Source organism: Pseudomonas sp. Marseille-QA0332, from assembly GCF_054950175.1.
This window is the reverse complement of sequence record NZ_CM143106.1, coordinates 1,075,516-1,099,921: the sequence shown is the minus strand read 5'-3', so window position 1 is coordinate 1,099,921 and position 24,406 is coordinate 1,075,516. Positions and strand designations below refer to the sequence as shown.

Annotated in this window: 23 protein-coding genes and 1 pseudogene; 17 read left to right on the top strand and 7 right to left on the bottom strand. The window is 65.6% G+C overall.

What is annotated here, in order from left to right; translation table 11 throughout:
• Window positions 1–24 precede the first annotated feature (24 nt).
• From ACY8GK_RS05330 to ACY8GK_RS05320, 3 genes are all read left to right on the top strand, one after another.
• Entirely contained in the window at window positions 25–918 is an 894-nt protein-coding gene (locus ACY8GK_RS05330; RefSeq protein WP_462402515.1) for an alpha/beta fold hydrolase, read from the top strand.
• A 142-nt stretch (window positions 919–1,060) separates the two neighbouring features.
• The gene (locus ACY8GK_RS05325) at window positions 1,061–2,353 is read left to right on the top strand and encodes a Gfo/Idh/MocA family protein (protein ID WP_462402514.1); all 1,293 of its coding nucleotides are present in this window, start codon (window positions 1,061–1,063) and stop codon (window positions 2,351–2,353) included.
• Between the two features lie 78 nt (window positions 2,354–2,431).
• A complete protein-coding gene (locus ACY8GK_RS05320) occupies window positions 2,432–2,653 on the top strand; it encodes a hypothetical protein (protein WP_196174737.1) in 222 nt (73 codons plus the stop codon).
• 116 nt (window positions 2,654–2,769) lie between these two features.
• Here the strand turns inward: ACY8GK_RS05320 and ACY8GK_RS05315 are convergent, their stop codons facing one another.
• The 3 genes from ACY8GK_RS05315 to ACY8GK_RS05305 all read right to left on the bottom strand — a co-directional run bounded on the left by ACY8GK_RS05315 (window position 2,770) and on the right by ACY8GK_RS05305 (window position 4,622).
• A complete protein-coding gene (locus tag ACY8GK_RS05315; protein WP_462402513.1) occupies window positions 2,770–2,922 on the bottom strand; it encodes a hypothetical protein in 153 nt (50 codons plus the stop codon).
• 83 nt (window positions 2,923–3,005) lie between these two features.
• A complete protein-coding gene (locus ACY8GK_RS05310; protein ID WP_462402512.1) occupies window positions 3,006–3,758 on the bottom strand; it encodes a cache domain-containing protein in 753 nt (250 codons plus the stop codon).
• A 111-nt stretch (window positions 3,759–3,869) separates the two neighbouring features.
• The gene (locus ACY8GK_RS05305) at window positions 3,870–4,622 is read right to left on the bottom strand and encodes a FadR/GntR family transcriptional regulator (RefSeq protein ID WP_462402511.1); all 753 of its coding nucleotides are present in this window, start codon (window positions 4,620–4,622) and stop codon (window positions 3,870–3,872) included.
• Between the two features lie 247 nt (window positions 4,623–4,869).
• Here ACY8GK_RS05305 and ACY8GK_RS05300 point away from each other — a divergent pair, with 247 nt between their 5' ends.
• The 8 genes from ACY8GK_RS05300 (at window position 4,870) to ACY8GK_RS05265 (ending at window position 12,708) form a co-directional block, all read left to right on the top strand.
• The gene (locus tag ACY8GK_RS05300) at window positions 4,870–6,294 is read left to right on the top strand and encodes a gamma-aminobutyraldehyde dehydrogenase (protein ID WP_196174740.1); all 1,425 of its coding nucleotides are present in this window, start codon (window positions 4,870–4,872) and stop codon (window positions 6,292–6,294) included.
• Window positions 6,295–6,525: 231 nt separating this feature from the next.
• On the top strand, window positions 6,526–7,131 hold the full coding sequence (locus ACY8GK_RS05295; protein WP_462402510.1) for a dimethylamine monooxygenase subunit DmmA family protein: 606 nt from the start codon (window positions 6,526–6,528) through the stop codon (window positions 7,129–7,131).
• Entirely contained in the window at window positions 7,128–8,096 is a 969-nt protein-coding gene (locus tag ACY8GK_RS05290; protein WP_196174742.1) for a PDR/VanB family oxidoreductase, read from the top strand. The genes ACY8GK_RS05295 and ACY8GK_RS05290 overlap by 4 nt, the downstream gene beginning before the upstream one ends.
• Window positions 8,097–8,111: 15 nt before the next feature.
• Window positions 8,112–9,149, top strand: a complete 1,038-nt coding sequence (locus tag ACY8GK_RS05285) for a heme-dependent oxidative N-demethylase family protein (RefSeq protein ID WP_196174743.1) — start codon at window positions 8,112–8,114, stop codon at window positions 9,147–9,149.
• A gap of 72 nt (window positions 9,150–9,221) precedes the next feature.
• Window positions 9,222–10,427, top strand: a complete 1,206-nt coding sequence (locus ACY8GK_RS05280; RefSeq protein WP_462402509.1) for an MFS transporter — start codon at window positions 9,222–9,224, stop codon at window positions 10,425–10,427.
• A 153-nt stretch (window positions 10,428–10,580) separates the two neighbouring features.
• Complete coding sequence (locus ACY8GK_RS05275) at window positions 10,581–11,039, top strand: metallophosphoesterase family protein (RefSeq protein WP_462402984.1); 459 nt, start codon at window positions 10,581–10,583, stop codon at window positions 11,037–11,039.
• A gap of 102 nt (window positions 11,040–11,141) precedes the next feature.
• Window positions 11,142–12,143 carry an MBL fold metallo-hydrolase gene (locus tag ACY8GK_RS05270; protein WP_462402508.1) on the top strand — a complete coding sequence of 334 codons (1,002 nt, stop codon included), beginning with the start codon at window positions 11,142–11,144 and terminating at the stop codon, window positions 12,141–12,143.
• 73 nt (window positions 12,144–12,216) lie between these two features.
• A complete protein-coding gene (locus ACY8GK_RS05265; RefSeq protein WP_196174746.1) occupies window positions 12,217–12,708 on the top strand; it encodes a DUF1543 domain-containing protein in 492 nt (163 codons plus the stop codon).
• Between the two features lie 130 nt (window positions 12,709–12,838).
• Here ACY8GK_RS05265 and ACY8GK_RS05260 read toward each other — a convergent pair whose 3' ends face one another.
• The 3 genes from ACY8GK_RS05260 to ACY8GK_RS05250 are packed head-to-tail and all read right to left on the bottom strand — an operon-like array spanning window position 12,839 to window position 17,029.
• Window positions 12,839–13,912, bottom strand: coding sequence for a lipocalin-like domain-containing protein (locus tag ACY8GK_RS05260; RefSeq protein ID WP_462402507.1), 1,074 nt, complete (start codon window positions 13,910–13,912; stop codon window positions 12,839–12,841).
• The gene (locus ACY8GK_RS05255; protein WP_462402506.1) at window positions 13,902–16,364 is read right to left on the bottom strand and encodes an ABC transporter permease; all 2,463 of its coding nucleotides are present in this window, start codon (window positions 16,362–16,364) and stop codon (window positions 13,902–13,904) included. The genes ACY8GK_RS05260 and ACY8GK_RS05255 overlap by 11 nt, the downstream gene beginning before the upstream one ends.
• Complete coding sequence (locus ACY8GK_RS05250) at window positions 16,364–17,029, bottom strand: ABC transporter ATP-binding protein (protein ID WP_196174945.1); 666 nt, start codon at window positions 17,027–17,029, stop codon at window positions 16,364–16,366. Before ACY8GK_RS05250 ends, ACY8GK_RS05255 begins: the two co-directional genes overlap by 1 nt.
• Before the next feature lie 209 nt (window positions 17,030–17,238).
• Between ACY8GK_RS05250 and ACY8GK_RS05245 the strand changes: the two genes are divergently transcribed.
• From ACY8GK_RS05245 to ACY8GK_RS05230, 4 genes are all read left to right on the top strand, one after another.
• Window positions 17,239–19,350, top strand: coding sequence for a TonB-dependent siderophore receptor (locus ACY8GK_RS05245; RefSeq protein ID WP_462402505.1), 2,112 nt, complete (start codon window positions 17,239–17,241; stop codon window positions 19,348–19,350).
• A 661-nt stretch (window positions 19,351–20,011) separates the two neighbouring features.
• On the top strand, window positions 20,012–21,484 hold the full coding sequence (locus tag ACY8GK_RS05240; RefSeq protein ID WP_462402504.1) for an anthranilate synthase component I family protein: 1,473 nt from the start codon (window positions 20,012–20,014) through the stop codon (window positions 21,482–21,484).
• Window positions 21,481–22,062, top strand: a complete 582-nt coding sequence (locus ACY8GK_RS05235) for an anthranilate synthase component II (RefSeq protein ID WP_196174750.1) — start codon at window positions 21,481–21,483, stop codon at window positions 22,060–22,062. The genes ACY8GK_RS05240 and ACY8GK_RS05235 overlap by 4 nt, the downstream gene beginning before the upstream one ends.
• Window positions 22,063–22,141: 79 nt before the next feature.
• A complete protein-coding gene (locus ACY8GK_RS05230; RefSeq protein ID WP_462402502.1) occupies window positions 22,142–22,942 on the top strand; it encodes an autoinducer binding domain-containing protein in 801 nt (266 codons plus the stop codon).
• A gap of 31 nt (window positions 22,943–22,973) precedes the next feature.
• On the opposite strand, the gene ACY8GK_RS05225 is transcribed toward ACY8GK_RS05230, so the two are convergent.
• Window positions 22,974–23,234 (bottom strand): hypothetical protein, encoded by a 261-nt coding sequence (locus ACY8GK_RS05225; protein ID WP_462402503.1) that lies wholly within the window; start codon window positions 23,232–23,234, stop codon window positions 22,974–22,976.
• Between ACY8GK_RS05225 and ACY8GK_RS05220 the strand changes: the two are divergent.
• A pseudogene (locus ACY8GK_RS05220) lies at window positions 23,234–23,500 on the top strand (glutamine amidotransferase-related protein); the annotation flags it as partial. The gene ACY8GK_RS05225 and the pseudogene ACY8GK_RS05220 overlap by 1 nt on opposite strands.
• 79 nt (window positions 23,501–23,579) lie before the next feature.
• The gene (locus ACY8GK_RS05215) at window positions 23,580–24,380 is read left to right on the top strand and encodes an autoinducer binding domain-containing protein (protein ID WP_462402502.1); all 801 of its coding nucleotides are present in this window, start codon (window positions 23,580–23,582) and stop codon (window positions 24,378–24,380) included.
• Window positions 24,381–24,406: the final 26 nt, after the last annotated feature.

Below are 24,406 nucleotides of genomic sequence, written 5' to 3'. Positions count from 1 at the left end.
GTCGGCAGCAGCCAGGACACGCGCATGAACATTCGGACCATCACGGCAGGCGTACTCAGTGTCGCCTATCATGAACAGGGCCCAGCCGACGGCCCCGCGGTAGTGCTGTTGCATGGCTTTCCCTACGACATCCATGCCTACGATGAGGTGGCCCGGCGTCTTGCCGAGGCAGGTTGCCACTGCCTCGTGCCTTATCTGCGCGGCTATGGCGCCACGCGCTTTCTCGATCCCGGCACGTCCCGCTCGGGAGAGCAGGCTGCCCTTGGCGCCGACCTGCTGGCCTTGCTCGATGCTCTCGGCCTGCAACGCGCGGTGCTGGCCGGCTACGACTGGGGTGGTCGGGCAGCCAGCATCGTGGCCGCGCTGTGGCCGCAGCGCGTGGTCGGGCTGGTCAGTTGCGAACCGGGCTACAACATTCAGGACATCGCCGCCTCCGGCCAACCCGCCACGCCGGAACTCGAGCATCGCCTGTGGTACCAGTACTACCTGCACGGCGAGCGCGGCCGCCGTGGGCTCCAAGCCGATCGCAACGCCTTCGCGCGGCTGCTGTGGCGGCTGTGGTCGCCCACCTGGCGCTTCGACGAGGCCACCTTTCAGGCCACCGCGGCAGCCTTCAGCAATCCTGACTTCGTCGATGTGGTGGTGCATTCCTACCGGCATCGTTTCGGCCTGGTGCCTGGCGACCCGCGCTACCAGGCCATCGAACGGCGACTGACCTTGCGACCGACGATCGGCGTGCCCGCCATCGTATTGGCCGGAGCCGATGACGGTGTCATGCCGGTGCAGGCCCAGGCCGATGCCGTGCGAGGGTTCAGCGGCCCTTTCCTGCGCGAGGTGCTTGGCGGCACCGGACACAATGTCCCGCAGGAAGCTCCGGCGGCATTCGCCGATGCGGTGCTGCGCCTGGTGCAGGCGTGACCGATGAAACCCGCAGCGCCGCTTGCCGGTCAGGTACAAGAGTCGGGACCGACCGGCACTGACCTGCGCAGTGGTGTTCGCGCTGGCGGCTAGCGCACCAGTCGTACCGATCCGACGCCCTGTCACCGAAGGAGCAATGCCGATGTCCGATACCTCGCCCCAGCTCAATCGCCGCCTGCTGTGCAAGCTCATGGCCGCTGGCGCCGCGGTCGCCGCCACGCCACCGGCGCTCGCCGACAGACTCATCCCGCCCACGCCGGTCGATGTGGGCAAGGTGGAAAATGGCAGCGTCAAGTTTCCGCCCTGGCGCGGCCCGGCCGACACCCCGTCGGCACCACCGCCAGCCCCGCTGCCGCCCGAGCAGCGCGTGGGCTTCGCCATCGTCGGGCTGGGCCGCCTGTCGCTCGAAGAGATCCTGCCGGCCTTCGCCAAGTCGCTCAAGGCCAGGCCAGTGGCGTTGGTATCCGGCACCCCGGACAAGCTCGAAGCGGTGGCCAGGCAGTACGGCATCAAGCGTGAAGCCTGCTACAGCTACGAAGATTTCGACCGTATCGGCGACAACCCCGAGGTGCAGGTGGTGTACATCGTCCTGCCCAATGCGATGCATCGCTCGTTCTGCGAGCGCGCCGCCAAGGCTGGCAAGCATGTGCTGACGGAAAAACCCATGTCCGTGTCTTCGGCCGATGCCCAGGCCATGGTCGACGCCTGTCGCCAGGCCCAGGTCAAGCTCATGGTGGCCTATCGTATCCAGTACGAGCCGTTCAACCATCACGCCAGGCGGCTGGTGCGCGGCCGCAAGCACGGCCGTCTGGTGGCCTACCACGGCATCAATACCCAGACCGTCGCCGCCGATGGGCATCTCCAGTGGCGCCACAAGAAAGCCATGGCCGGTGGTGGCTCACTGGTGGATATCGGCCTGTACTGCCTGAACACCGCTCGCTTCATCACCGGTGAAGAGCCGGTCGAGATCTACGCTTGCACCTATTCGCCGGCCGGCGACCCGCGCTTCGCCGAAGTCGAGGAAACCGTGCAGTTCACGCTGCGTTTCCCGTCGCACACGGTGGCCAACTGCCTGACCAGCTATGGTGGGCGGGACGACAAGTACCAGCGCCTGAACCTCGAGGGCGCGGTGGTGGACATGCCCAACGCTTTCGCCTATCAGGGCCAGCGGCTGTCGCTGATCGAGCGCGCCGACGATGCCACGCGCAACAGCGAACTGATGCTCGAACCGAACAACCAGTTCGCCGCCGAGCTCGATCACATGGCCGGCTGCGTACTCGATGGCAGCGAGCCGTTCACGCCAGGCGAGGAAGGCTTGCAGGACCACAAGCTGATGGAAGCGATTTACGAAAGTGCCCGCACCGGCCAGCCGGTGAAACTGCCAGCTGTCGAAGGGCTCGATCATTTCCGTGGCAAGCCGGCCCGGCAAGGCTGATCCTGCCCCCAGGCGCCAGATCGACCGAACTCTGCCACCGGGCCGGCTCTCTAATTCGCAAGTAAACAGGAGAACGTCATGAGCGACCAACACCGCAACCCAGCCAAGCCCCACAATGCCCCGCCGACCGATGCCGAGGGCAAGCCGGTCAACGTGGTTGAACGCAGCCTCGAGGAGGATCGAGGCCCCGAGCGTGATTTCGACAAGGTAGTGACACCGACCAGCACCAAGGTACTGGAGCAGGACGTCGAGGCCCTCGAGCGGAAGAATGCGCAAGTCGAGCGCAAGTTGAGGGAGTAGCTGTCAGCAGGCTCGCCCCCCGGAAGCGGCCGCCGCCGGAGCGGCGAGGCGGTCGCGATGGGCTGCAACGCAGCCCCTGGATCTGCCGGACGAGAAAGCTGACGAAGTCAACCGTGTTAAAGGCGGGCGGGCTCGTCTTCGGCCGAGGCGTCGTCTTCCTGATCGTCGAGCTGCTCGTCACGCCCGCGCGAAGAAGGTTTGTCCGGATCGTTGATGAACGGAACCCGATTCGGTCCTTGTTCTTCCGTGCCCGCGGTTTCTGGATTCATCGCTCGGTACTCCTCTAGCCACTGGTCTTTTTTCGATAGCATCGCCAGCAAAAGGTTCGGGACCGTGCCAACCGGCCTTGCGCTCAGGCCGCAGCCTTGCGCAAGGCCGGCAGGCGAACCAGCGACCAGCCCGCTTCGGACTCGGCCAGCGCCAGGCGCACGCCGTCCAGTGGCATGCTGTCGAGCAGTGCCAAGGCCAGGTCGCCAACCATCCAGTTGACCGTGTTGGAGGCGATGACCCGGCCATCGGCGGAAATCAGCACCGCTTCGTGCTCGAGACGCATGAGGCTGCGCACCAGCAGTCGCTCGAGGTTGTGCAGCGAAAGGTCCAGGCCGGCGACACCGACGAAGCGCTCGCGAACGAAGATCGGCATGGTGAAGGTCAGTACATACATGTTGGTGCCGTACAGGTCGACATAGGGCCCTTCGACCACCGGCTTGCCGGATGCGCGCGGCCGGCTGTACCACGGCATGGCCATGTAGTCATAGAAATTCTCGCGGCGACGGTCGAAGTTCGGACGCAGGGGCAAGGTCTTGCCCGCGTCGGCCAGGTACCACCACTCCAGGTGCATTTCCCGGTCGGCCATCAGTCCCGGCTCGACGATCACCCCGCCGCCACAGCCAAAGGCACCGGTGGCCAGCAGCTCGCGATCGATGGCCGGACGCAGCGTGGCCAGGTCGCGAGCGGTGGGCTGGCGATTCTCGCAGAGCACTTTCTCCCATACGGCCCGAGCATCCTCGACCAGTTGGCGGACCTGGTCGAAAAGAATTCCCAGGGTGCTGTCGAGCTGCTTGGCGCAGGTCGATAGCGGATCAGTGTCGCTCAGGGCAAACATGGCATTACCTCACGCAGGTTCGGCTTTGTTCTTGTAGGTTGTACCCTGACGGTCGGCCAGGGCTTTGCAGCAATATCAGGCAATAACCACGCCAATCCAGGCGCTTCGCACTCAGGCCGGGTCGGCCTCGGCCAGCAGTTCCAAGCGCAAGCTGATCAGCCGCTTGATAGCGCGGCTGACATGGGCCTCGGCCAGCGCGCCGGCCAGGACCGCATCACCGTTGGTCAGCGCCTGCAGGATCGCCCGATGCTCCTGTTCGACCACTGCGACGTCCCCGCCCCCGGCAGCTTCCAGCCAGAGCAGCTCGCCAACCTCGGCCTGCAGGCGCATTTCCGCATGCGTCAGGCGCAGGGATTGGGCCGCCGCCGCGACCTCGATGTGAAAGCGGGCATCGGCACGATGGCGAGCCAGGCGGGTACCGGCCTGGCGCAGGCTTTCGATGTGTTGGGCAATGCGCGCCTGCTGTTCGCGGGAACCGCGCTTGGCCGCCAGGCGCGCCGCAGTGCCGGAAATGGCGGTCTGTTCATCGCCAAGGTCACGCAAGTCCGGTCCACTCATGTCACGCAGGCGCTGAAGCAGGAGGGTCTCGGGCAACTCCACGGGAGCGCAGACGAAACTGCCGCCATTGCGTCCACGCCGGGTCTCGATCAAGCCGCGCTGACGCAATACCACCAGCGCCTCGCGCAAGGTGACGGTAGCGACACCAAGTTGCAGGGCCAGCTCGGCCTCGCTGGGCAACTGCTGCCCTTCGGCGAACAAGCCCAGCTCGATGGCCTCCATCAGCCTGCGGGCGACTTCGTCCGTGCGCCCTTCCTGCGGCAGCCGGATGAAGAAGATGTTTCTGGCACTGTCAAGGGCAGTCATTGCCTCTCCTGTCGAGCGTTGCGAGGCCATCGGCAGGCCTGTCAAAAGGTTCGTTACCATATCTTATAGCGAAGGCGTTTGTACCGATACTGTCGACCGACGCCAATTCACAGCTGAAAACGCATATTGTGACACGGCTTGGCAAGCAAACAGGTTTAAGATATGGTTTCAAATGTTTAAGGCGCAGGCGTCCTCGCCAGCACCTATGCTCTGTATTCCAACGACAAGACAGACCAAGGACCACGCCATGCACACACAACTCCTGATCGACGGCCGACTGGTCGAGGGGCAAGGTAGCCCCTACGCGGTCGTCAACCCTTCCCTCGGTTCGGTGCTGGTCGACATCGCCGAAGCCAGCGCTGCCCAGGTCGACGAAGCGGTGCGCGCCGCCGATCGCGCCTTCGAGGGCTGGTCACAGACGCCACCGAAGGAGCGCGCGAACCTGCTGCTCAAGCTCGCCGATCGCATCGAGAACCAGGCGCAGGCGTTCGCGCGCCTCGAGTCGCAGAACTGTGGCAAGCCCTACCTGGCCGCGCTCAATGACGAGATCCCGGCCGTCGCCGATGTGTTCCGCTTCTTCGCTGGCGCCAGCCGTTGCCTGTCCGGTTCGGCCGGCGGCGAGTATCTGCCTGGGCATACCTCGATGATCCGTCGCGACCCGCTTGGCGTCGTCGCCTCCATCGCCCCGTGGAACTACCCGCTGATGATGCTCGCCTGGAAGCTGGCGCCCGCCCTGGCTGCCGGCAACTGCGTGGTGCTCAAGCCTTCCGAGCAGACTCCGCTGACCGCCCTGGCGCTCGCGCCGATCCTGGCCGAGCTGTTCCCGGCCGGTGTGGTCAACATCCTCTTCGGCCGCGGGCCAAGCGTCGGCGAACCGCTGGTCAATCACCCCAAGGTCCGCCTGGTATCGCTCACCGGCTCGGTGGCCACCGGCGCGCGCATCATCGCCGGCACGGCCAGCAGCGTGAAGCGCACCCACATGGAACTGGGCGGCAAGGCGCCAGTGCTGATCTTCGACGACGCCGACATCGATGCCGCCGTCGAAGGGATTCGTGCCTTCGGCTTCTACAACGCGGGGCAGGACTGTACCGCCGCGTGCCGGCTGTATGTCCAGCAGGGGGTATACGAAGCGTTCGTCGGCAAACTGGCCGAAGCGGTTTCCAGCCTGCGCCACGGCCTGCAGGACGACCCACGGACCGAGCTCGGCCCGCTGATCACCCGCGACCACCTGGAACGTGTCGAAGGTTTCGTCGAACGCGCCAAAGCCCAACCGCACATCCGCGTGGTCGCTGGTGGCAAGCGCGTGGCAGGCCCTGGCTTCTTCTTCGAGCCGACCGTGCTGGCCGACGCTCGCCAGGACGACGAGATCGTCCAGCGGGAAGTCTTCGGCCCGGTCGTCAGCGTCACGCCCTTCACCGACGAGGCCCAGGCCCTGGCCTATGCCAACGACTCGGACTACGGCCTGGCCTCGTCGGTATGGACCTGCGACATCGGTCGTGCCAACCGCCTGGCTGCCCGCCTGCAGTATGGCTGCACCTGGGTCAATACGCACTTCATGCTGGTCAGCGAAATGCCGCATGGCGGCATGAAGCAGTCTGGCTACGGCAAAGACATGTCCATGTACGGGCTGGAAGACTACACCTGCGTGCGTCACGTCATGTTCAAGCATTGACAGGCTGCGCTGCGCGCCAAAGCGGGGCGCAGCGCACCTGCATGGAGCAGCGAGCCGCTTCCACGGCGAGTCTTGAAGCCTTCCAATACCTGATTCTTGCCCACGAAACAAAACATATAAAACCATAGGCAATATGGCATGGGTCCTGCTTTGAATCCTGCATGAGCCTTGAACAGCGATTCCTGTTACCCGGCGCCACGCTGGCGGTAACGAATCTGGAGGTCTGTCACCATGCTAATCACCGGCATCAAGAGCCGCCCCGTCTACGATCGCTTGCAACCGATGGCTGGCGGACTTCGCCACCTGGTCGCCGGCCAGGGCAGCGGCGGCGCGGCCATGCTGCGCCTGATCGAGGAAATGTCGCCGGCCCAGCGCCAGAACAGCACGCTGCTCTACTCGACCGAGTCGTTTTCCGGGCATGACCACCTGCAGGCGCTGCAAGCGACCGAGGCCGCGCGCCTGGAAGTGTTCCCGACCAACCAGGCACTGATCCAAGCCCTGGGCGAGCGCCTGAAAGCCGCCCACATGGGCCTGCGCCTGTACCTGAGCGGCTCGGAAAGCTTCATTGGCACAGCCATGCAGGCCGCCAATGCCGTGGACCTGACCCGAGACGAGGTGCTGCGCGAGCACAGCGGCACCCTGGTGCGGCGAGTCTGGTGCGCGCACTGCGACACCTATACCGAGAACGTGACCCATCGGGTCTTCACCTGCCCAGGTTGCCAGCTCGACCTGGTGGTACGTGACCATTATTCCCGACGCCTGGCCGCCTTCCAGGGCATCAAGGCCGACGGCGAAGTCCCTGGCGAACTGCCAGCTGCCGAGGAGCTCGACACATGAATACCCATAACGGCACGCTCAGCGTGCGCGTCGCTCGGATCGAGACGCTCACCCCGGAGATCAAGCGCTTCACCCTGGTCGACCCCGAGGGGCGGCACTTGCCGGCATTCTCCGGTGGCAGCCACGTGGTGGTGGTCCTCGAGGACGCTGGGCGGACCCATCGCAACGCATACTCGCTGATGAGTTCGCCCTACGATTCGAGCGCCTATCAGATCGCCGTGCGCCGGGTCGCCGACGGTCGCGGGGGTTCACGCCACCTGCACGAACGAGTGGCCGAAGGCGACCTGCTGCAGATCCTGCAGCCCGCCAACCTCTTCCCCTTGGCCAAGCATGCCCGCCAGCACGTGTTCATCGCCGGAGGCGTGGGCATCACCCCGGTGTACTCGCAGCTCGAGGAACTGCAGCTCAAGCAATCGACCTTCGAACTGCACCTGGCCGTGCGCGGTGCGGAACATACCGCGCTGGGCGAGGAACTCAAGGCCCGCTACGGCGATCGTGTCCACCTGCATGTGCAAGGCCAGGATCCACGCATGGACATCCGCCGGATCCTCGCCGACCGCCCGCTGGGCAGCCACGTGTATGTGTGCGGGCCCGACAGCATGATCGACGATACCCTCGACAGCGCCCATGCCCTGGGCTGGACCGACAGCCACATCCACTACGAACGCTTCGTCGAGCAAGGCTCTACCGGCCAACCGTTCAGCGTCACCCTGGCGCGTCAGGGCGTGACCATCGAAGTACCCGCCGAGCAATCGCTGCTCGAGGCCGCCGAGCAGGCCGGCTACAAGGTGCCCTACCTGTGCCGGGGCGGTGCCTGCGGCTACTGCGAGACCGAAGTGCTGGAAATCGACGGTGAGCTGGACCACCGCGACGACTGGCTGAGCGAGGAAGACAAGCTCGCCAAGCGCAAATTCATGCCATGCGTATCACGTGCCAACTGCAGCCGCCTGGTCGTGGACCTCTGACAGGAGAACAACAAGATGACCGTATTCAAGCCGATCGAAACCTACTCCGACGACTACACCTACAGCAACAGCCGCGAAGCGGTCCTGCGCCTACCCTTCCCCTACCCGGAAGACCAGTACATGTACTCGATGAACGTCGAGCCGCATGTCCCGTTCGGCAACGGCGCGCTGCGCGCGCAGTTCGACATCGACGAACACTACATCTCCGAATGTCACCATCGCGCCAGGACCCTGGACAGCCAGCCGGGGGTGCACTACGCCGCGCTGCCGCACATGATGGAGGCCCAGTGGGACCTGCTCGAGCTGCTCATGGAATGCTACTCGCGCGACTTCCCCGAGCACTTCACCCTGGAAAAGCAGGGCAGCCAGTGGCACTGGATCAACCGTCCGCTGCAGATCGACGATACCTTCACCTTCGGCGATGCCAGCACCCTGCCGATGGATCCGATGGAGTACATCACGCGCCAGGCCCAGGGTGAGTTCATCCTCCTCGAAGAGCGCGACGAGACCCTGGTGATGGGTGCCGGCATGGCGACCCAGCGTGCTGACTACTCGCTGCGCTTCAACCTGGGCATGAGCTTCATGGAATTCCACGGCCCGGTGCCCAAGCTGCACGAAATGGGTATCCTGCAGCGCGCCTTGAAGTTCCTGCTGCGCCTGCGTCCTGGCCATCCGGTCCGGCGCACCAACTGGTCGATCACGGTCAACCCGCGCCTGGAAACCTCGGCTGAAACCTTGCCCGAGTGGGCGCCCGACCGCACCATCGTCACGGCCGAGAATGCCGGCAAGCTGGTCAACCTGCGCATCGAGCTGCAGCCGCTGCATCGCCTGCCGCGCAGCAACGCCGTGCTGTTCCCGGTACGCACCTACCTGGTCAGCCTCGAGCAGCTGGCCGAGTATGCGCCGCAGTGGGCCAAGCGCATGCATCGGGTGATCCGCGACCTGGACCAGGAACTGGTCGACTACAAGGGTTTCACTCGCTATCGGGACGCCATGGTCACCTGGCTGTCGCAGTACGACGACGGCACCCCGGTCGATGAAAGCCAGCAATAAACGTTCCCTCCCCTGCGCGCCCTGACCGGCGCGCCTCCTTTCCATCGTGTGCTAGCCATCCAGGGATCACCCATGAAAACAATACGAAATGTCCTGCCGGAGAGCTGGAGCCTGGTGTTCTCGGCTGCCGCCTCGGCCTACGGGGTCGGTTTGCTCGGGCTCTGGGCCCTGCCGTTCTTGATCAGCGCCGTGATCCATGACCTGCAACTGAACGAGGCACAGGCCGGCTTGCTGATGTCGGCCGAGTTCGGCTTCACCATGCTCGCCTCGCTGCTGGTGGCGCCGTTGATGGGTCGCGCGCCGCGACGCACCCTGGCCCTGGGCGGCACGCTGCTGGCCATCGTCGCCAACCTGGCCAGCGCCCACCTGGACGGCATACCGGCGCTGGCGGCGATGCGCTGCCTGGCCGGCATCGGCGCTGGCCTGGCCTTGGCCTGCGGCAACGCCGCGGTGGCCAGCGCACGCCATCCGGACCGGGTCGCCGGACACATGAACGTGCTGTCGGTGGCGCTGATGATCGTGGTGATGCTCGGTTACGCCAAGGTCATGGCCCTGTACGGACTATCGGGCCTGTACTACGCCATGGCCGGCACCATGGCGGTGATGTTGCTGGCCATCCCGGCCATGCAGCAGCGCGCGCCAGTGCTCGAGGCGTGCCCGCTGGCCCGTGCCGGCCACAACCGAGCCGGCAAGGTGCTGACCAGCCTGCCAGCGATCTGCATGATGCTCGCCATGTTCGTGTTCCAGGCCCGCGACACCATGGGCTGGGCCTTCGTCGAACGCATCGGTACCCTGGTGGGCTACAGTGGCGACGAGCTGGGCGTGCTGTTGTCGGTGCAATCGGTCGTGGGCCTGGTCGGTCCGTTGATCGCGGCCATGGTCGGCAAACGCTTCGGCATGAGCACGCCAGTGATCCTGGCTGTCCTGCTGACGGGCGCCACCAGCCTGAGCTACGTGCTTGGCGAGCACTCCAAGACCCTCTACACCGCGGGGGTGATGACCATCTGCATCACCTACTTCTATGCCCTGAGCTACCTGACCGGCCTGGCCGCGGCGCTGGATCGCGAAGGCCGGGTGGTGGCGGCTGCGAGCAGTTTCCTCAGCCTGGGCCTGGCGGTCGGCCCGGCGATCTCCGGCGGGCTGATTTCACTCGGCGGGTTCACCCTGGCCGCCTGGGGCATCGGCGTCACCGTCGTGCTGACGTTGCTGCTGGTGGCCGTGCCGCTGGCCAGCATCCGTCGCGAGCAGGCGCCCCTGATGCCGGCGGTAGCGCTGTAAGACGAACGGGCCGCTGCCCTTGCAGCAAAGGCGCAGCGCCTGCGAAGCCAGGCGGCATCGGCGGCCTGGCGGCGCGTCCAGTGCGCACGGCAGTGAACGCTTGCCGGTCATGCTCGGTCCATCGCCAAGATGGACCACATGAGCCTGACCCCCATGAAGCTTGGCATCATTTCCGACACCCACGGGCTGCTGCGCCCCGAGGCGCTCGACGCGCTGGCCGGCTGCGAGCGGATACTGCACGCCGGCGACATCGGCAACCCGGACATCCTCGAGCAGCTTGCGACCCTGGCACCGCTCGAGGTGGTCAGAGGCAACAACGACCTGCACGCGCCCTGGGCTGCCGCCATTCCCGATCATCGCCTGCTGGACCTTGGCGGCGTCGAGACACTGCTGGTGCATGACATCGTCGATGTCCCGGCCCTGCTCGGCGAACGGACCGGACTGGTGGTCACCGGTCATTCGCACAAGCCGCTGTTTCGCTGGCAAGGCCAATGCCTGTACCTCAACCCTGGCAGTGCCGGACCACGACGCTTCAAGCTGCCGGTGACACTGGCCCTGCTCGAGCTGGACAGCGAAGTCCTCGAACCGCGCCTGGTCTGCCTGTTGCCTTGAACGCATCCGCCAGGCGGGCTCACATTCAGCCGCACCTGCATCGACGCGCGTGGTCATAGTGACAATGGAACTCGCCATGATCGGTGCAGAAGGGAGTCAACCATGGACCTGCTGTTTCTCGGCACCTCGGCCGGCCTGCCCACGCGGGCACGCAATGTCAGCGCCACCGCCGTCATCGAATCGTCGGGCAAGGGCTGGTACCTGGTCGATTGCGGCGAAGCGACCCAGCACCAGTTGCTGCGCACCCCGCTGTCGCTGCGCGACCTGCGCGGCGTGTTCATCAGTCATGTGCATGGCGATCACTGCTTCGGCCTGCCTGGGCTGCTCAGCAGCGCAGGCGCCACCGGCCGCACCGAACCGCTGGAGTTGACCCTGCCGGCGGCCTTGCACGACTGGCTGCGCCTGAGCCTGGCGGTGAGCGAATCGCGCCTGCCGTTCGACCTGCAGCTGCATCCGGTGGAAAGCCTCGTCGCCTGGCAACGGGGCAACGTGCAGGTGGACACGGTCAGGCTGTCGCACCGCGTGCCGAGCCATGGCTTCGTGTTCACCGAGAACGACCCGAACCCGCGCCTCGACGTACAGCGCCTGCAGACCGAGGGCATCGAGCGCGGCCCGCTGTGGGGTGAGCTGGCGCGCGGGCGTAGCGTGATGCACGGCAACCGGCAACTGCAGGCGCGGGACTACCTGTTGGCCGCGCGCGCACCGCAGCGGGTCATCGTCTGCGGCGACAACGACACGCCGACCCTGCTCAGCGAGGCCGCGAAGCAGGCCGATGTGCTGGTCCACGAGGCGACCTTCACCGAGCCGGTGATCGCCCGCACCCACGAGACCTACGGCCACAGCACCGCAGCGAAGATCGCAGCGTTCGCCGAGCATGCCGGGGTCAGGAACCTGGTGCTGAGCCACTTCAGCGCCCGCTACCAGGACAACCCTCGGCGCAGCCCATCGATCGAGGACGTACGCGAGGAAGCCCGCGCCGTGTACAGCGGCGAGCTGATCCTGGCCCGCGACCTGCACCGCTATCACCTGGGCCGCGATGGAAAGCTCGAGCCGGTAGGGATGCGTGCGCCGCTCGGCACATCGGCAGCGGCCGAACGCGACTGACCCGAGCGAAAAAAGCCTGGTGTCGATCCGTCCATCCTGCGCCATAGGCGCCACTCACACTCACGGAACGTCCATGCTCTACGTCGTCATGCTCGGCGGTCGTCACCCCGGCGCCAAGATCGAAGTCCACGATGTGCTATTCGTCCAGGCCGACTCGCTCGAGCAGGCTTACCCACAATTGCGCAGTGCCTGGTTCGGCGCTGCAAAAGGCCTGCACATCGATTCCTGGCTGGAAGTCGCCGGCGTGGATGGCTATCGCGTCGAGCTGCGCCAGGAGCCGCCAGCGGCTGGCGCGCCACGCTTGTACTTCATCAACCTTGGCGGCTACGAGCCACACACCTTCGGCGAAGCCCACCGGTACCTGCTGCTGGTAGCCGCCAGCAGGAAGGAAGCCAAGGCGCTTGGCAAGCAGCGCATGCAGTCCGCCTGGCTCAAACCGCATACCGATGCCTTGGTCGATGTGGATGACTGCCTGGCGATAGACCAGGTTGCCGGTGTGTTCGTCCACCTGGTGCAAGGGCCGCATGCCCAAGTCGTGGCGCGTAGCGATTACATCCTGCTGTGAGCAGATGCCTTGCGGGTGAAACCCATCAAGCGCAAGCAGGTTCCAGACCCGCTCGCGGTTTAACATCGACCTGGAAAGCGTCCTTGTCGACAACAGGCAAACGGCTCGACGGCAGGTTCGCCGGATCGCCTCAGTACCCCGTCATCTCCAGATACCCACGCCCTGCCACGCTGCCGCTGACCCGCACCGGACCTTCCCAGTAGGGGAAACGGGTCTGCATCCAGGCCCGCGGTTCCATGGCCTGGACCTGCACATCCAGTTGCGGCTCGACGATGCGCACCCGCCAGCGTGTCGGCACCTGGCGTCCATTGGCCTGCGTGGTCCGCTCCAGCACCTGCAGGCGGATCTGCTGGCGAGCGAGAGGCCTGGCCTTGCCGTCCGGCGTGATCCAGGTGCCGGCGTAGTAGGGCTGGCCGCGCGCTTCACGCACGCGAAAGAGCATCACCTTGGCTCCGCTGTCCAGGTGCAGCGAGAACCAGTCCCAGCCCGACTGCCCGGCCGCCAGCGGCTGGCTGCTCCATTCGCGGTCGAGCCAGGCCTGGCCGCTGACCGGTATGCGTTGGCCTTGGCGTTCGACCGCGCCGCTGACCTGGTAGAACGGCTGGCTGTAGTAATACGAGGCCTGACCCTGTCCGGACTTCTCGCTGTAGCCCTGATCGCCGTGCAGCACCAGCGGCCGGTCGCTGCGCAGGGTCAGGTCATAACCAAAGTCCTGCCCCTTGGCCGTCATGCGCAAGCGTTCGATGCCCTGCCCGCCCTTCGCTGCCTCCAGGACCCAGTCATCGATCCAGGCACGCACAGGCGCTACCTCGGCGCCGGCCTGGCCGATGCCGCCGCGCGCCAGGGTTTCGGCCGAGCGATGCCCGTCGGGGCCGGTCAGGGCAGCGTGACCGAGCCAGAGGTTGGGACTGCCCCAGTCGCTACGTTCAGGTCCGGGCCGCAGGGCGGAACGGAACAGGGTCCACTGGGCGCCCCATTGGCGGCCATCGGCGTCCTCGAGATTGGCCGTGACATACCACCATTCGATGCGAAAACCGTCGTGGGCGCCGTGGTCGCGGGGGAACGCCAGTGGTTGGCCGCGTACCACCTGCCTGAAGGCCGTCGCGTCCTGGCCGAGCCCGGCGAACCCCTTCGGCTCGGGCGCAGGCTGTTCGCAGGCAGCCAGGCAGGCAGCGAGCAGCACGATCGAACATCTAGGTTTCATTGGCGAAAGGCCTCAACAGTTCGCTCGGCTGGCGTCTTGCCAACTGCCACAAGGGCCAGGCGCTGGCCAACAGGCTGGTCAATCCGCCGAGCATGACCAGTTGCGCGAGTTGTCCAGGGAAGATGTAGAGCGGCAAGCGCCAGCCGAAGGCCTGGACGTTCACCACGGCCACCAGGCACCAGGCCAGCAGTAGCCCGAGGGGCACGGCCAGCACCACGGTGAAGCTGCTCAGCAGCAGGGTCTGGCCAAGCGTCAGCCAGGCCAGGCGCTGGCGTGGCACGCCTAGCGCCCAGAGCGGCGCCAGTTGGGCCAGGCGGCTCTGGCTCAAGGTGAGCAGGCTGATGAACAGCGCCACCCCGGCGATTCCCAGGGTCAGGCTATTGAGCGCGGCGGTGGCGGCGAAGGTGCGGCTGAACACCTCGGTCGACCAGCGTTTCAATGCGGCTTGTTCGATGAGGCGGCTGTCGTCCAGGGCGAAGGCCTGCTGCAGCTGCGCCTTGAGCGCCGCCACCTGTCCGGCGGGCAGGCTCACGCTGATGCTCGCCAGCCTGGCCTGCGGCCAATGCTCGCGCAGCCAGTCGGCACTGCCCAGCAGATGCCCTTTGGGGTTGCCATAGTCGGCATAGATGCCCGCCACCTGTAGCGACGCCGAGCCATTCTCCGGCAAGCGCACGGCATCGCCTGGCTGCACCCGCAGACGGCGAGCCAGCTGTTCGCTGAGCATGATCGCCTCGCCGCTGGCAAGCTGCTCCCAGGCCTTGGGCAGGTGTTGCAGCAACGGCCAATGCCGACGGTAGTAGGCGGTATCGGCGACGCCCTGCAACTGGACTGGCCAGCCTTGCACCCGTGCCTCGACTCGCCAGGCAGGCGAGACGGCCGCCACGGCTGGTTGGGCGGCCAACCAGTCGACGATTTGCACGCCTTGCGCGGTGCTTGCCGGATTGAGGTAAAGCTCGGCCGACAGGCGCTGGTCGAGCCAGCCGACGAAGGTCTTGCGAAAGCCTTCGGTCATGCTCCCGACCCCGACACTGGCGGCCAAGGCCAGCAGCAGCGCCATCAGCGCCAGGCCAAGCGCCGGCAGCTGTTGTCGGCAATCGGCGATGAACCACTCGGCCAATGGCCTGCGGCATATCCGGGCGAGGCCGGCCAGCAGGCCCTCGAGCAAGCTCGGCAAGAACAGGGCCGCGGCCAGCAGCAAGGCGGCCAGCAAGGCAAAGGCACTGGCCAGGCTGTCGCCCTCACGCCAGCAAGCCAGCGCCAGCAATGTCAGCAGGCTGCCGGCCAGGGCCTGTCGCTTGAGCCACGGACCTTGGGCCAGGCGCCACGCCTGCGGCCGGGCCAGCTCCAGCAAGGGCAGCCGCGCGGCACGCACGACGCTGCCAACGCCCGCGGTCAGTGCTCCCAGCACGCTGACTCCGACGCCGGCTACCCACCAGGCCAGCGGCAGGTGCAACTGGCCGGCCACTTGCGCGCCGTACAGGCCACGGACACTGGCGGCGAAATCAGGCAGCAGCGCAGCGGCCAGCAGGTAGCCGGTGGTGACCCCGGCCAGCCCGCCGAGCACGGCGAACAACGCCAGCTCCAGGGCCAGACTGCCCAATAGCACGACCAGGCCGACCCCGCAGGCGCGCAGGGTGCGGATCAGACCACGACGCTGCTCCAGGGCCAGGCCAATGGCTGCGTGGGCAATGAACAGGCCGACGACGAAGGCCAGCAGGCCGAGCGCGGTGAGGTTGAGATGGAAACTGTCGGTGAGCCGTTGCAGGTCGCCCTCATCGCTGCCCGGCTGCATGACCAGGCGCGCCGCGACATTGGCTGGCAGGGTCCGGCCCTGGCGGGCCAGCACCAGGCGCGAAACTTGCCCCGGCGCCCCGAGCAGGGCCTGGGCATGGCCGATGTCCATGATCATCACTCCCGGCGCGAGCTGAGGCTTGACCACGAAAGGCGGCAGTTGCCGGCCTTGGCTGTCCTCAGCCCGAGCGCTCGCCGCCAGGCCAAGCTGGTGCAAGGTATCCGCCGCGACCCAGGTCTGCCCGGGAGCACCGATGAATCCCTGCAGGTCGAAATCTTCCAGCTGGGCGCCGACCAGGCTCGAGCCTGGCGGCAGGCTCAGCGGTTCGATACCGATCAGCCGGACACTGCGTGGCGAATCGCCAGCCAGGCTCAAGCTGCCTTCCAGGACCGGCGTCAGCGCCCAGCCGGTCCGGCGCAGTTGCACATACAGGGCCTGCTCGAAACGTTGTCCGTCGCGCGCCAGCAGCTGCATCTGCCCTGGCGCGGCCAGCACCGCGCTGGCCCGCGCATAGTCGCTGCGTGCCTGTTGGTTGAGTGCCTGTACGCCGGTCCAGAGCGCGGTGGCCAGCCACAAGCCGGTGAAGATCGAGAAAAACTGCAGGCGGTGGCGCAGCCAATGGCTCGCCAGTGCGCGCAGGGTGATCGCCAAGGTGCCCATCAGACCGCCCCGCCCCGCACGCGGCCGGCCTGCAGGAAGCAACAGCGCTCGAGACGGTCGGCCAGCCGCTGGCTATGGGTCACCATCAGCAGGCTGCTGCCAGCCTCATCGACCAGTTGCAGCATCAGCTCGAGCACTTCGTCGCTGCTGGCCTCGTCCAGGCTGCCGGTAGGCTCGTCCGCCAGCAGCAACGACGGCCTGCTGGCCAAGGCGCGACCGATCGCCACCCGTTGTTGCTGGCCGCCGGACAACTGCTCCGGATAGCGGCGAAGCAGTGCGGCAAGGCCCAGCCGAGCGGCCAGGTGTTCGACCCAGGCAGGGTCGTGGCGGGCGGCCAGACGTGCCTGGAAAGCCAGGTTGCTGGCCACGTCCAGGCTGCTGATCAAGTTGTATTGCTGGAAGACCAGGCCAATGCCTTCTCGCCGCCAACGCGCCAGCCGCGCCTCGGAGCGACCTTCGAGCGGTTGGCCATCGATCAGGATTCGCCCGCTGTCGGCCCGATCTAGGCCGGCGACCAGGTGCAGCAAGGTGCTCTTGCCGCTGCCCGACTCACCCATCAGTGCGAGGCTGGCCCTGCGCTCCAGGCACAGGTCCACCCCGCGCAACACCGGCAGGCTGCCCTGGGCCGTGCTGAACGACTTGCACAACTGCTCCACTGCCAGCAGCGGTCGACCCCGTCCTGTCATGACCCGCCTCGAAATGTCCAGTGCCTAGAACACGGACAGCCAGGCGAGCCAGGCGACTCCCGACGATCGCCATCCGGTCGCGCATGAGCATTGACTGAGAATTATTATTGAATGGAAAAGAATTTCATATAGCATGCTGCGCGCGGCTCTGCGTTGCCCCTCGTACAACCCCCTGCGCTCGAGAAACCATGAAAGTCCATGCCAGAACATCTGCCCGCGCCATTTCCCCGAGGCACTGTTGCGTCCTGCTCGGTGCCCTGTGCCTCTCTGCGAACGCGGCCCTCGCCCAGGTGGACCTGCCCGCCAGCATCATCGAAGCAGACCCCGGACAAGGCCAGGCGGACGCTTTCACCAGCACCACGGCTGGGGTGGCCAAGTCCGGTCTGCCGCTGGCATGGACGCCGCGCAGCGTCGAGGTGATTTCCCGTTCGCTGCTCGACAGCCAGCAGGCGCTGGGGCTGGCCGACGCCCTGCACAACGTGCCCGGGGTCACGGCCGGACAGTATGGCCGGCGGGGCTGGGACGACCTGATCATCCGTGGCCAGGTCGCCTCCGACTCGCTGTTCCTGGACGGTCTACGCACCGGCATCTCCAACCGCGTGGCCGAGCAGCTGTTCGGCCTGGAGCAGGTCGAAGTGCTCAAGGGGCCGGCTTCGATGGAGTACGGCCTGGTCTTGCCAGGGGGCGTGGTCAATCTGGTCAGCAAGCGCCCCCAGGCCGATCCGTTCGCCACGTTCGGGCTGACCTACGGCAGCCATGACCTGCGCCAGGGGACCTTCGACGTCGGCACCCCGTTGTCGGAAAACGGCCGGTCCGCCGTCCGCCTCAACGGCTTGCTGTCCGAATCGAACGATGCAACCGACCATGTCTGGTTCCGCAACAATTACATCGCGCCATCGCTGAGCCTGGAACTGGGACCGGATACCGACCTGACCTTGCTGGCCAGCCACCAGGATCGCCAATACGTCCGTCAGCAAGGCTTGCCGCTGTCCGGCTCGATCGAGGCCAACCGCAACGGTGACCTGCCGCGTCACCGCTTCACCGGCGAACCCGGCCAGGACCCCTACCACGGCGTCGCCAACCGCCTGGGCTACAGCCTGACACACCGCTTCGGCGGCGGCTGGGCCTTCAATCAGAACCTGCGCTGGCAGACGTTCCACCTCGATGGCCAACTGGTCGCCAACGGGCGCATGCTGGCCGACGAACGCACCCTGCAACGCACCGCCCAGCAGCAGCACTACGATGGCGACACCTTGAGCGTCGACAGCAACCTGCAGCGCCTGTTCGACAGTGTCCATGGCACGCATGACGTGACGTTCGGCCTGGACTACCTGCGCGGCCGCGAAAGCATGCGCAACACCGCCTGCAAGGTCGCCAGCCTGGATGCCTACGCGCCGCGCCATGGCCAGGCCATCGCCTGCCCGGCAACCCCACGGGTATGGTCGGACACCACGGTACGCATGATCGGCGCCTATGTACGGGACAACTACCAGGTCACCGAGCGACTGCTGGTTACCGCCGGCCTGCGCCACGACATCAGCGATACCTATGGTCGCAACCGCCTGGACGGCAGCCGCAACAGCAACCCGGCCGACGCGACCACCGGGGCCGTGGCGGTGATGTACGAACTGTTTCCCAACGTGCGGCCGTACCTGAGCTTCGCCACGTCCTTCTACCCCAATAGCGGTACCGATTTCGCCGGGACGACCTTCGAGCCGGAAAAAGGCCGCCAGTGGGAGGCTGGGGTGAAATTCGACCTGGATCCTGGACGCACCCTGCTCAACCTGGCGGTCTTCGATCTGCGCCGGCAGAACGTGCTCGAGGACGACCCGCTCAACGACGGCTACAGCGTGGCGGTCGGCGAGCAGCGTACCCAGGGCGCCGAACTGGACCTGACCGCCGACCTGTCCGACCGCCTGAGCCTGCTGGCCGGCTACGCCTACACCTGGGCGGTGATCACTGACGATGGCGGCCAGACCCCGTCGAGCGTCGACCAGCGACTGAACAATGTCCCGCGCCACAGCGCCAACCTGTACGCCCGCTACCGCTTCGAAGGCACGCCCAGGGGATGGGAAATCAACGGCGGAATCAACGCCGTCAGCGAACGCTACACCAACGGTTACTACCTGCCTGGCTACGCCGTGGCCAACGTCGGGCTCGCCTACGGCGCCGAGCATTGGCGCGCGGCATTCAACCTCAGGAACCTGTTCGACCAGCGCTACTATGCGGGCGGCCTGGCCCAGGCGGTGGCGCTGGGTGACGAGCGCACGGCGCTGATGTCGTTGACATATAGCTATTGAACGCGCATACAGCCTGACACTGGCATCGAAGAGGGCGTGTCCCGCTGCCTGGCAGGAGAAGTGTCGGCACGTGATCTCTCGCTCGCAGGTATCGCTGGCAGATATTGGAAATGCAGGTACTCGGCCAAGGCGAGTTGCAACCGCGCAGGCAGTGTGGCAACGCAATACAAATGCCCAGCACAATCCGTGCAAACCGGAAAGTTTGACTGTCGGTCATTCAGCTCGAACGTTGACTTATCAAATGCACATTGCTAGTTTCGCAGCACTGAGGTGCTTCCACCGCAGTGCTTAGCCAAGACTGGGATGTCTCGACATGTACTATCACCTTTCTGCTATCCGCTCCTCGCACAGCTTTCCCGACAGCTGTTCCCGGGCCGTCCTGGCCATCTTCAAGAGCAATACCTGGCGTCGCTAATCCGCGAGACCAGTGGCGCCTGCCGTCTGCCGGCAATGTCCTGATCTGATTCCTCGAACTTTGGCGCTTGCGCCCCGTGACCTGTTCCTGACGGTTCGCATGTTCATGCGAATTGTCGTCCGGACATGTCCCGAGGTCGACTGGGCGTTGTTCAGGAACACTTTCAATTTCATTCAGCGCGCGAGCGCTTAAAAAAAGTTGGTGCTTTCCTTGAAAGTACCGGAACCGCTGCACCCATGAAATGGTATGAACGTGAACGATAATACGCTCCGCGTGGAAGTTCTTCGTCATGAAGAACGTCGCCCCACCGATCCACTGGGTATTTATGTCCAGGCGGCCGAACAACTTGGCCACGAATCGATATTCATTCTCGAATCCCTCTCCGGTCCCAGTCGCGACCGGCGCGCCACGATCATTGGCCTGGAACCGCTGTTCGAAGTATGTATCGACGAAGGGCGGGCGCGCCTGTCGGGCCGCCCTGAACTGTGCCAACACCTGCATGCCTGCCTGGGACAACGTGGCATGCAATTGGGCACCGACCTGCAGATCGCCCTGGCAGACAGCGAGTCGGCCTGGCAGCTGCTACGCGAGATCCAGGCGATCTTCCAGCCAGACCCGAACGCGCCTGCCAGCCTCGCCTTTTTCGGCTACCTCTCCTACGACTGCGTACGGCTGATCGAGCGCTTGCCGACACAGGCCGAGCAGACCAACGACTATCCGCTGATCGCCTTGTCGGTCTACCAGACGCTGGTCTACTTCCACAGCAACGGGAGCGTCGAGGCCCTGGTCAACAATCACCCGCTCTGGGCTGCGCGCACCGTACAGGACTATCCATTCCTCAGCGCGCCGGCGCCTTCGACAGCACAGGTGCCGCTGTATCCGGCAACCTTCGAGGAGGTGCGCAGCGTCACGCCGGAACAGTTCCAGCAGCGCGTCGACGTCGCCATGGAGCATATCCGGGCCGGCGACGTCTATCAGATCCAGCTGGGCCACGAGATTCGCATCCGCTCCCAGGTCACGCCGCTGGACGTCTACCGCAGCCTGCGTCAGCGCAACCCTTCGCCGTACATGTACCTGGCCCATGTCGGTGGCATCGACCTGATCGGCGCAAGCCCCGAGCTGTTCGTCCGGGTCAAGGACGACCTGATCGAAATGCGCCCGATCGCCGGAACCGTCGGCAAGCAACCCGGGGCCGACCCCGCCGAGCTGATCCTGGAGATGACTCGCTCGGAAAAGGAACGTGCCGAACACCTGATGCTGGTCGACCTGTGTCGCAACGACATCGGCCGGGTCTGCCAGGCAGGCTCGCTGGAGGTCGACGAGTTCATGCTGGTGGAGGAGTATTCGCACCTCTACCACATGGTCTCCAACGTGCGCGGCCTGTTGCGCCCTGGCCTCGATGCCTACGATGTGATCAAGGCATCCTTCCCCGCCGGCACCATGTCCGGAGCGCCCAAGGTCAGGGCGATGGAGCTGATCGAAGGCATGGAAAGCACCCGCCGCGGCATCTATGCCGGAGCGCTCGGCCTGATCGGCTTCGATGGCAGCGTCAATACCGCGTTGTGCATCCGTTCGACCGTCCACGACCAGGGGGTCTACCAGTTGCGCGCCTCCGCTGGGGTGGTAGCCGATTCGCTCGCCGAACTGGAATGGAAGGAAACGTTGTACAAGATGGGTTCGGTCTACCGAGCCGTGACCGGCAAGGAGATCGCGCTATGAAAGTCTTTCTGATCGATGCCTACGACAGCTTCGTCTTCATCATCAGCCAGTACCTCGAACAACTGGGCCTGGAAACGCGTGTCGAGCGACACGACGTGCCCGACCTGGCCCAGCGCATCGAGTCCTTCGCACCGGACTTCTGCGTTCTTGGTCCTGGCCCTGGCCATCCCACGGACGTGGGCTACATCGAACTGATTCGGCAGTTCCAGGGCCGCATGCCATTGCTCGGTGTGTGCCTGGGCCATCAGGCGCTGGGGCTGGCGTTTGGCGCCCAGGTGTGCCGCGCGCCGCACGTGATGCATGGCAAGGTCAGCGAGGTCAGCAACGATGGTCGAGGCGTCTATGCCCATACCCAGGCGCGCCCGATCCGCGCCACCCGCTATCACTCGCTGATGATCAGCGACGAGCAGCTGCCCGGCTGCCTGGAAGTCACCTCGAGGTCGACGGACGACGGCTACATCATGGGCGTGCGTCACCGCGAGCTGCCGATCGAGGGAGTCCAGTATCACCCTGAGAGCATCCTCACCGAGAACGGTCTGGAACTGTTGCGCAGCTTCATTCGGGAACACGTGCGCTGAGCACGCTGACGGAGGGGCCTGCCCCTCCGTCGTTCCTGCCGATGGCTGACCGAATGCCGACTGAAAGAGCGACCTGTTTATGGACAAACACACCGCACTGGCCGCTGCGCTCCCGCGGACGGAGTCTCGTCCTCCGTTGCAGGCCTTCACGGCCCTGGCCAAGGACGTCAACCGCTGCGACTGGGAACGCCTGCTGCGCAAGACACTGCGTCAACTGGGCTTCGCCAGCTACCTGATCAGCCTCGGTCCGTCGCGGCCCCACGACAGCGATCCACTTACCGGTGTGATCACCACGTTTCCCCAAAGCTGGCTGAGACATTACTGTGCGCACGGCCTGATCGAGATCGACCCGATCCTTAGGCACTGTCGTCGAGAGCTGCTGCCTATTTTCTGGGACCAGGCACATAGGCGTGCCCGTGGGCGCTCGAGGCATTTCTGGCAGCAGCGCGAAGCGCATGGCCTGCGCAGCGGCCTGAGCATCCCGCTGCGCTACGAACTGCTGCGGGGTACCCTGAGCGTGGCGTTCGACGACCCTTGGGCCTGCGCACAGGCGGATTTCTCCAACCCGGCAGTGAGCCAACTGTTCATGCTCGTGCCGTACCTGCTGGCGGGCATGCGTCACCACCTGCACAATGCGGTACATGAGGGCCAGGACCTCACGTCCAGGGAAATGCAATGCCTGTACTGGGCGAGCGCTGGCAAGACGACCTGGGAAATCAGCCATATTCTCGCCTGCTCGCAACGCACCATCGACTTCCACCTGCTCAATGCCAGGCACAAGCTCGGCTCGGTGAGCCGGCAGCAGGCCGTCGCTACCGCCGCGGCGCGCGGACTGATCCCACCGGCACGCAGCGCGCCGCTGTGCGATCAGCGGCCCTGAGCGCGGAGCCTCGTTGCGCATCGACCTGAGCTCAGGCAGCAGCTGGCGGCAGCGAATGATCACCCCGATGGCCGCGCCTGAAACCGCGGTTGCCTGCCTGCCAGACCACCAGCATGGCAGCCAGCGCCAGGACCAGCAGCGCCAGCGGGAACGACGCGGCACCGAACCGCTGTAGCAGGATCCCGCCGCTGACACCCCCCATGGCCACGGCCAGATTGAACACCGTCACCAACATCGACTGCGCCACATCGGCGCCGTCGCCCGCCGTGTCGGCGATGGCCGTCTGCAGCAAGCGAGGTCAGCAACGATGGTCGAGGCGTCTATGCCCATACCCAGGCGCGCCCGATCCGCGCCACCCGCTATCACTCGCTGATGATCAGCGACGAGCAGCTGCCCGGCTGCCTGGAAGTCACCTCGAGGTCGACGGACGACGGCTACATCATGGGCGTGCGTCACCGCGAGCTGCCGATCGAGGGAGTCCAGTATCACCCTGAGAGCATCCTCACCGAGAACGGTCTGGAACTGTTGCGCAGCTTCATTCGGGAACACGTGCGCTGAGCACGCTGACGGAGGGGCCTGCCCCTCCGTCGTTCCTGCCGATGGCTGACCGAATGCCGACTGAAAGAGCGACCTGTTTATGGACAAACACACCGCACTGGCCGCTGCGCTCCCGCGGACGGAGTCTCGTCCTCCGTTGCAGGCCTTCACGGCCCTGGCCAAGGACGTCAACCGCTGCGACTGGGAACGCCTGCTGCGCAAGACACTGCGTCAACTGGGCTTCGCCAGCTACCTGATCAGCCTCGGTCCGTCGCGGCCCCACGACAGCGATCCACTTACCGGTGTGATCACCACGTTTCCCCAAAGCTGGCTGAGACATTACTGTGCGCACGGCCTGATCGAGATCGACCCGATCCTTAGGCACTGTCGTCGAGAGCTGCTGCCTATTTTCTGGGACCAGGCACATAGGCGTGCCCGTGGGCGCTCGAGGCATTTCTGGCAGCAGCGCGAAGCGCATGGCCTGCGCAGCGGCCTGAGCATCCCGCTGCGCTACGAACTGCTGCGGGGTACCCTGAGCGTGGCGTTCGACGACCCTTGGGCCTGCGCACAGGCGGATTTCTCCAACCCGGCAGTGAGCCAACTGTTCATGCTCGTGCCGTACCTGCTGGCGGGCATGCGTCACCACCTGCACAATGCGGTACATGAGGGCCAGGACCTCACGTCCAGGGAAATGCAATGCCTGTACTGGGCGAGCGCTGGCAAGACGACCTGGGAAATCAGCCATATTCTCGCCTGCTCGCAACGCACCATCGACTTCCACCTGCTCAATGCCAGGCACAAGCTCGGCTCGGTGAGCCGGCAGCAGGCCGTCGCTACCGCCGCGGCGCGCGGACTGATCCCACCGGCACGCAGCGCGCCGCTGTGCGATCAGCGGCCCTGAGCGCGGAGCCTCGTTGCGCATCGACC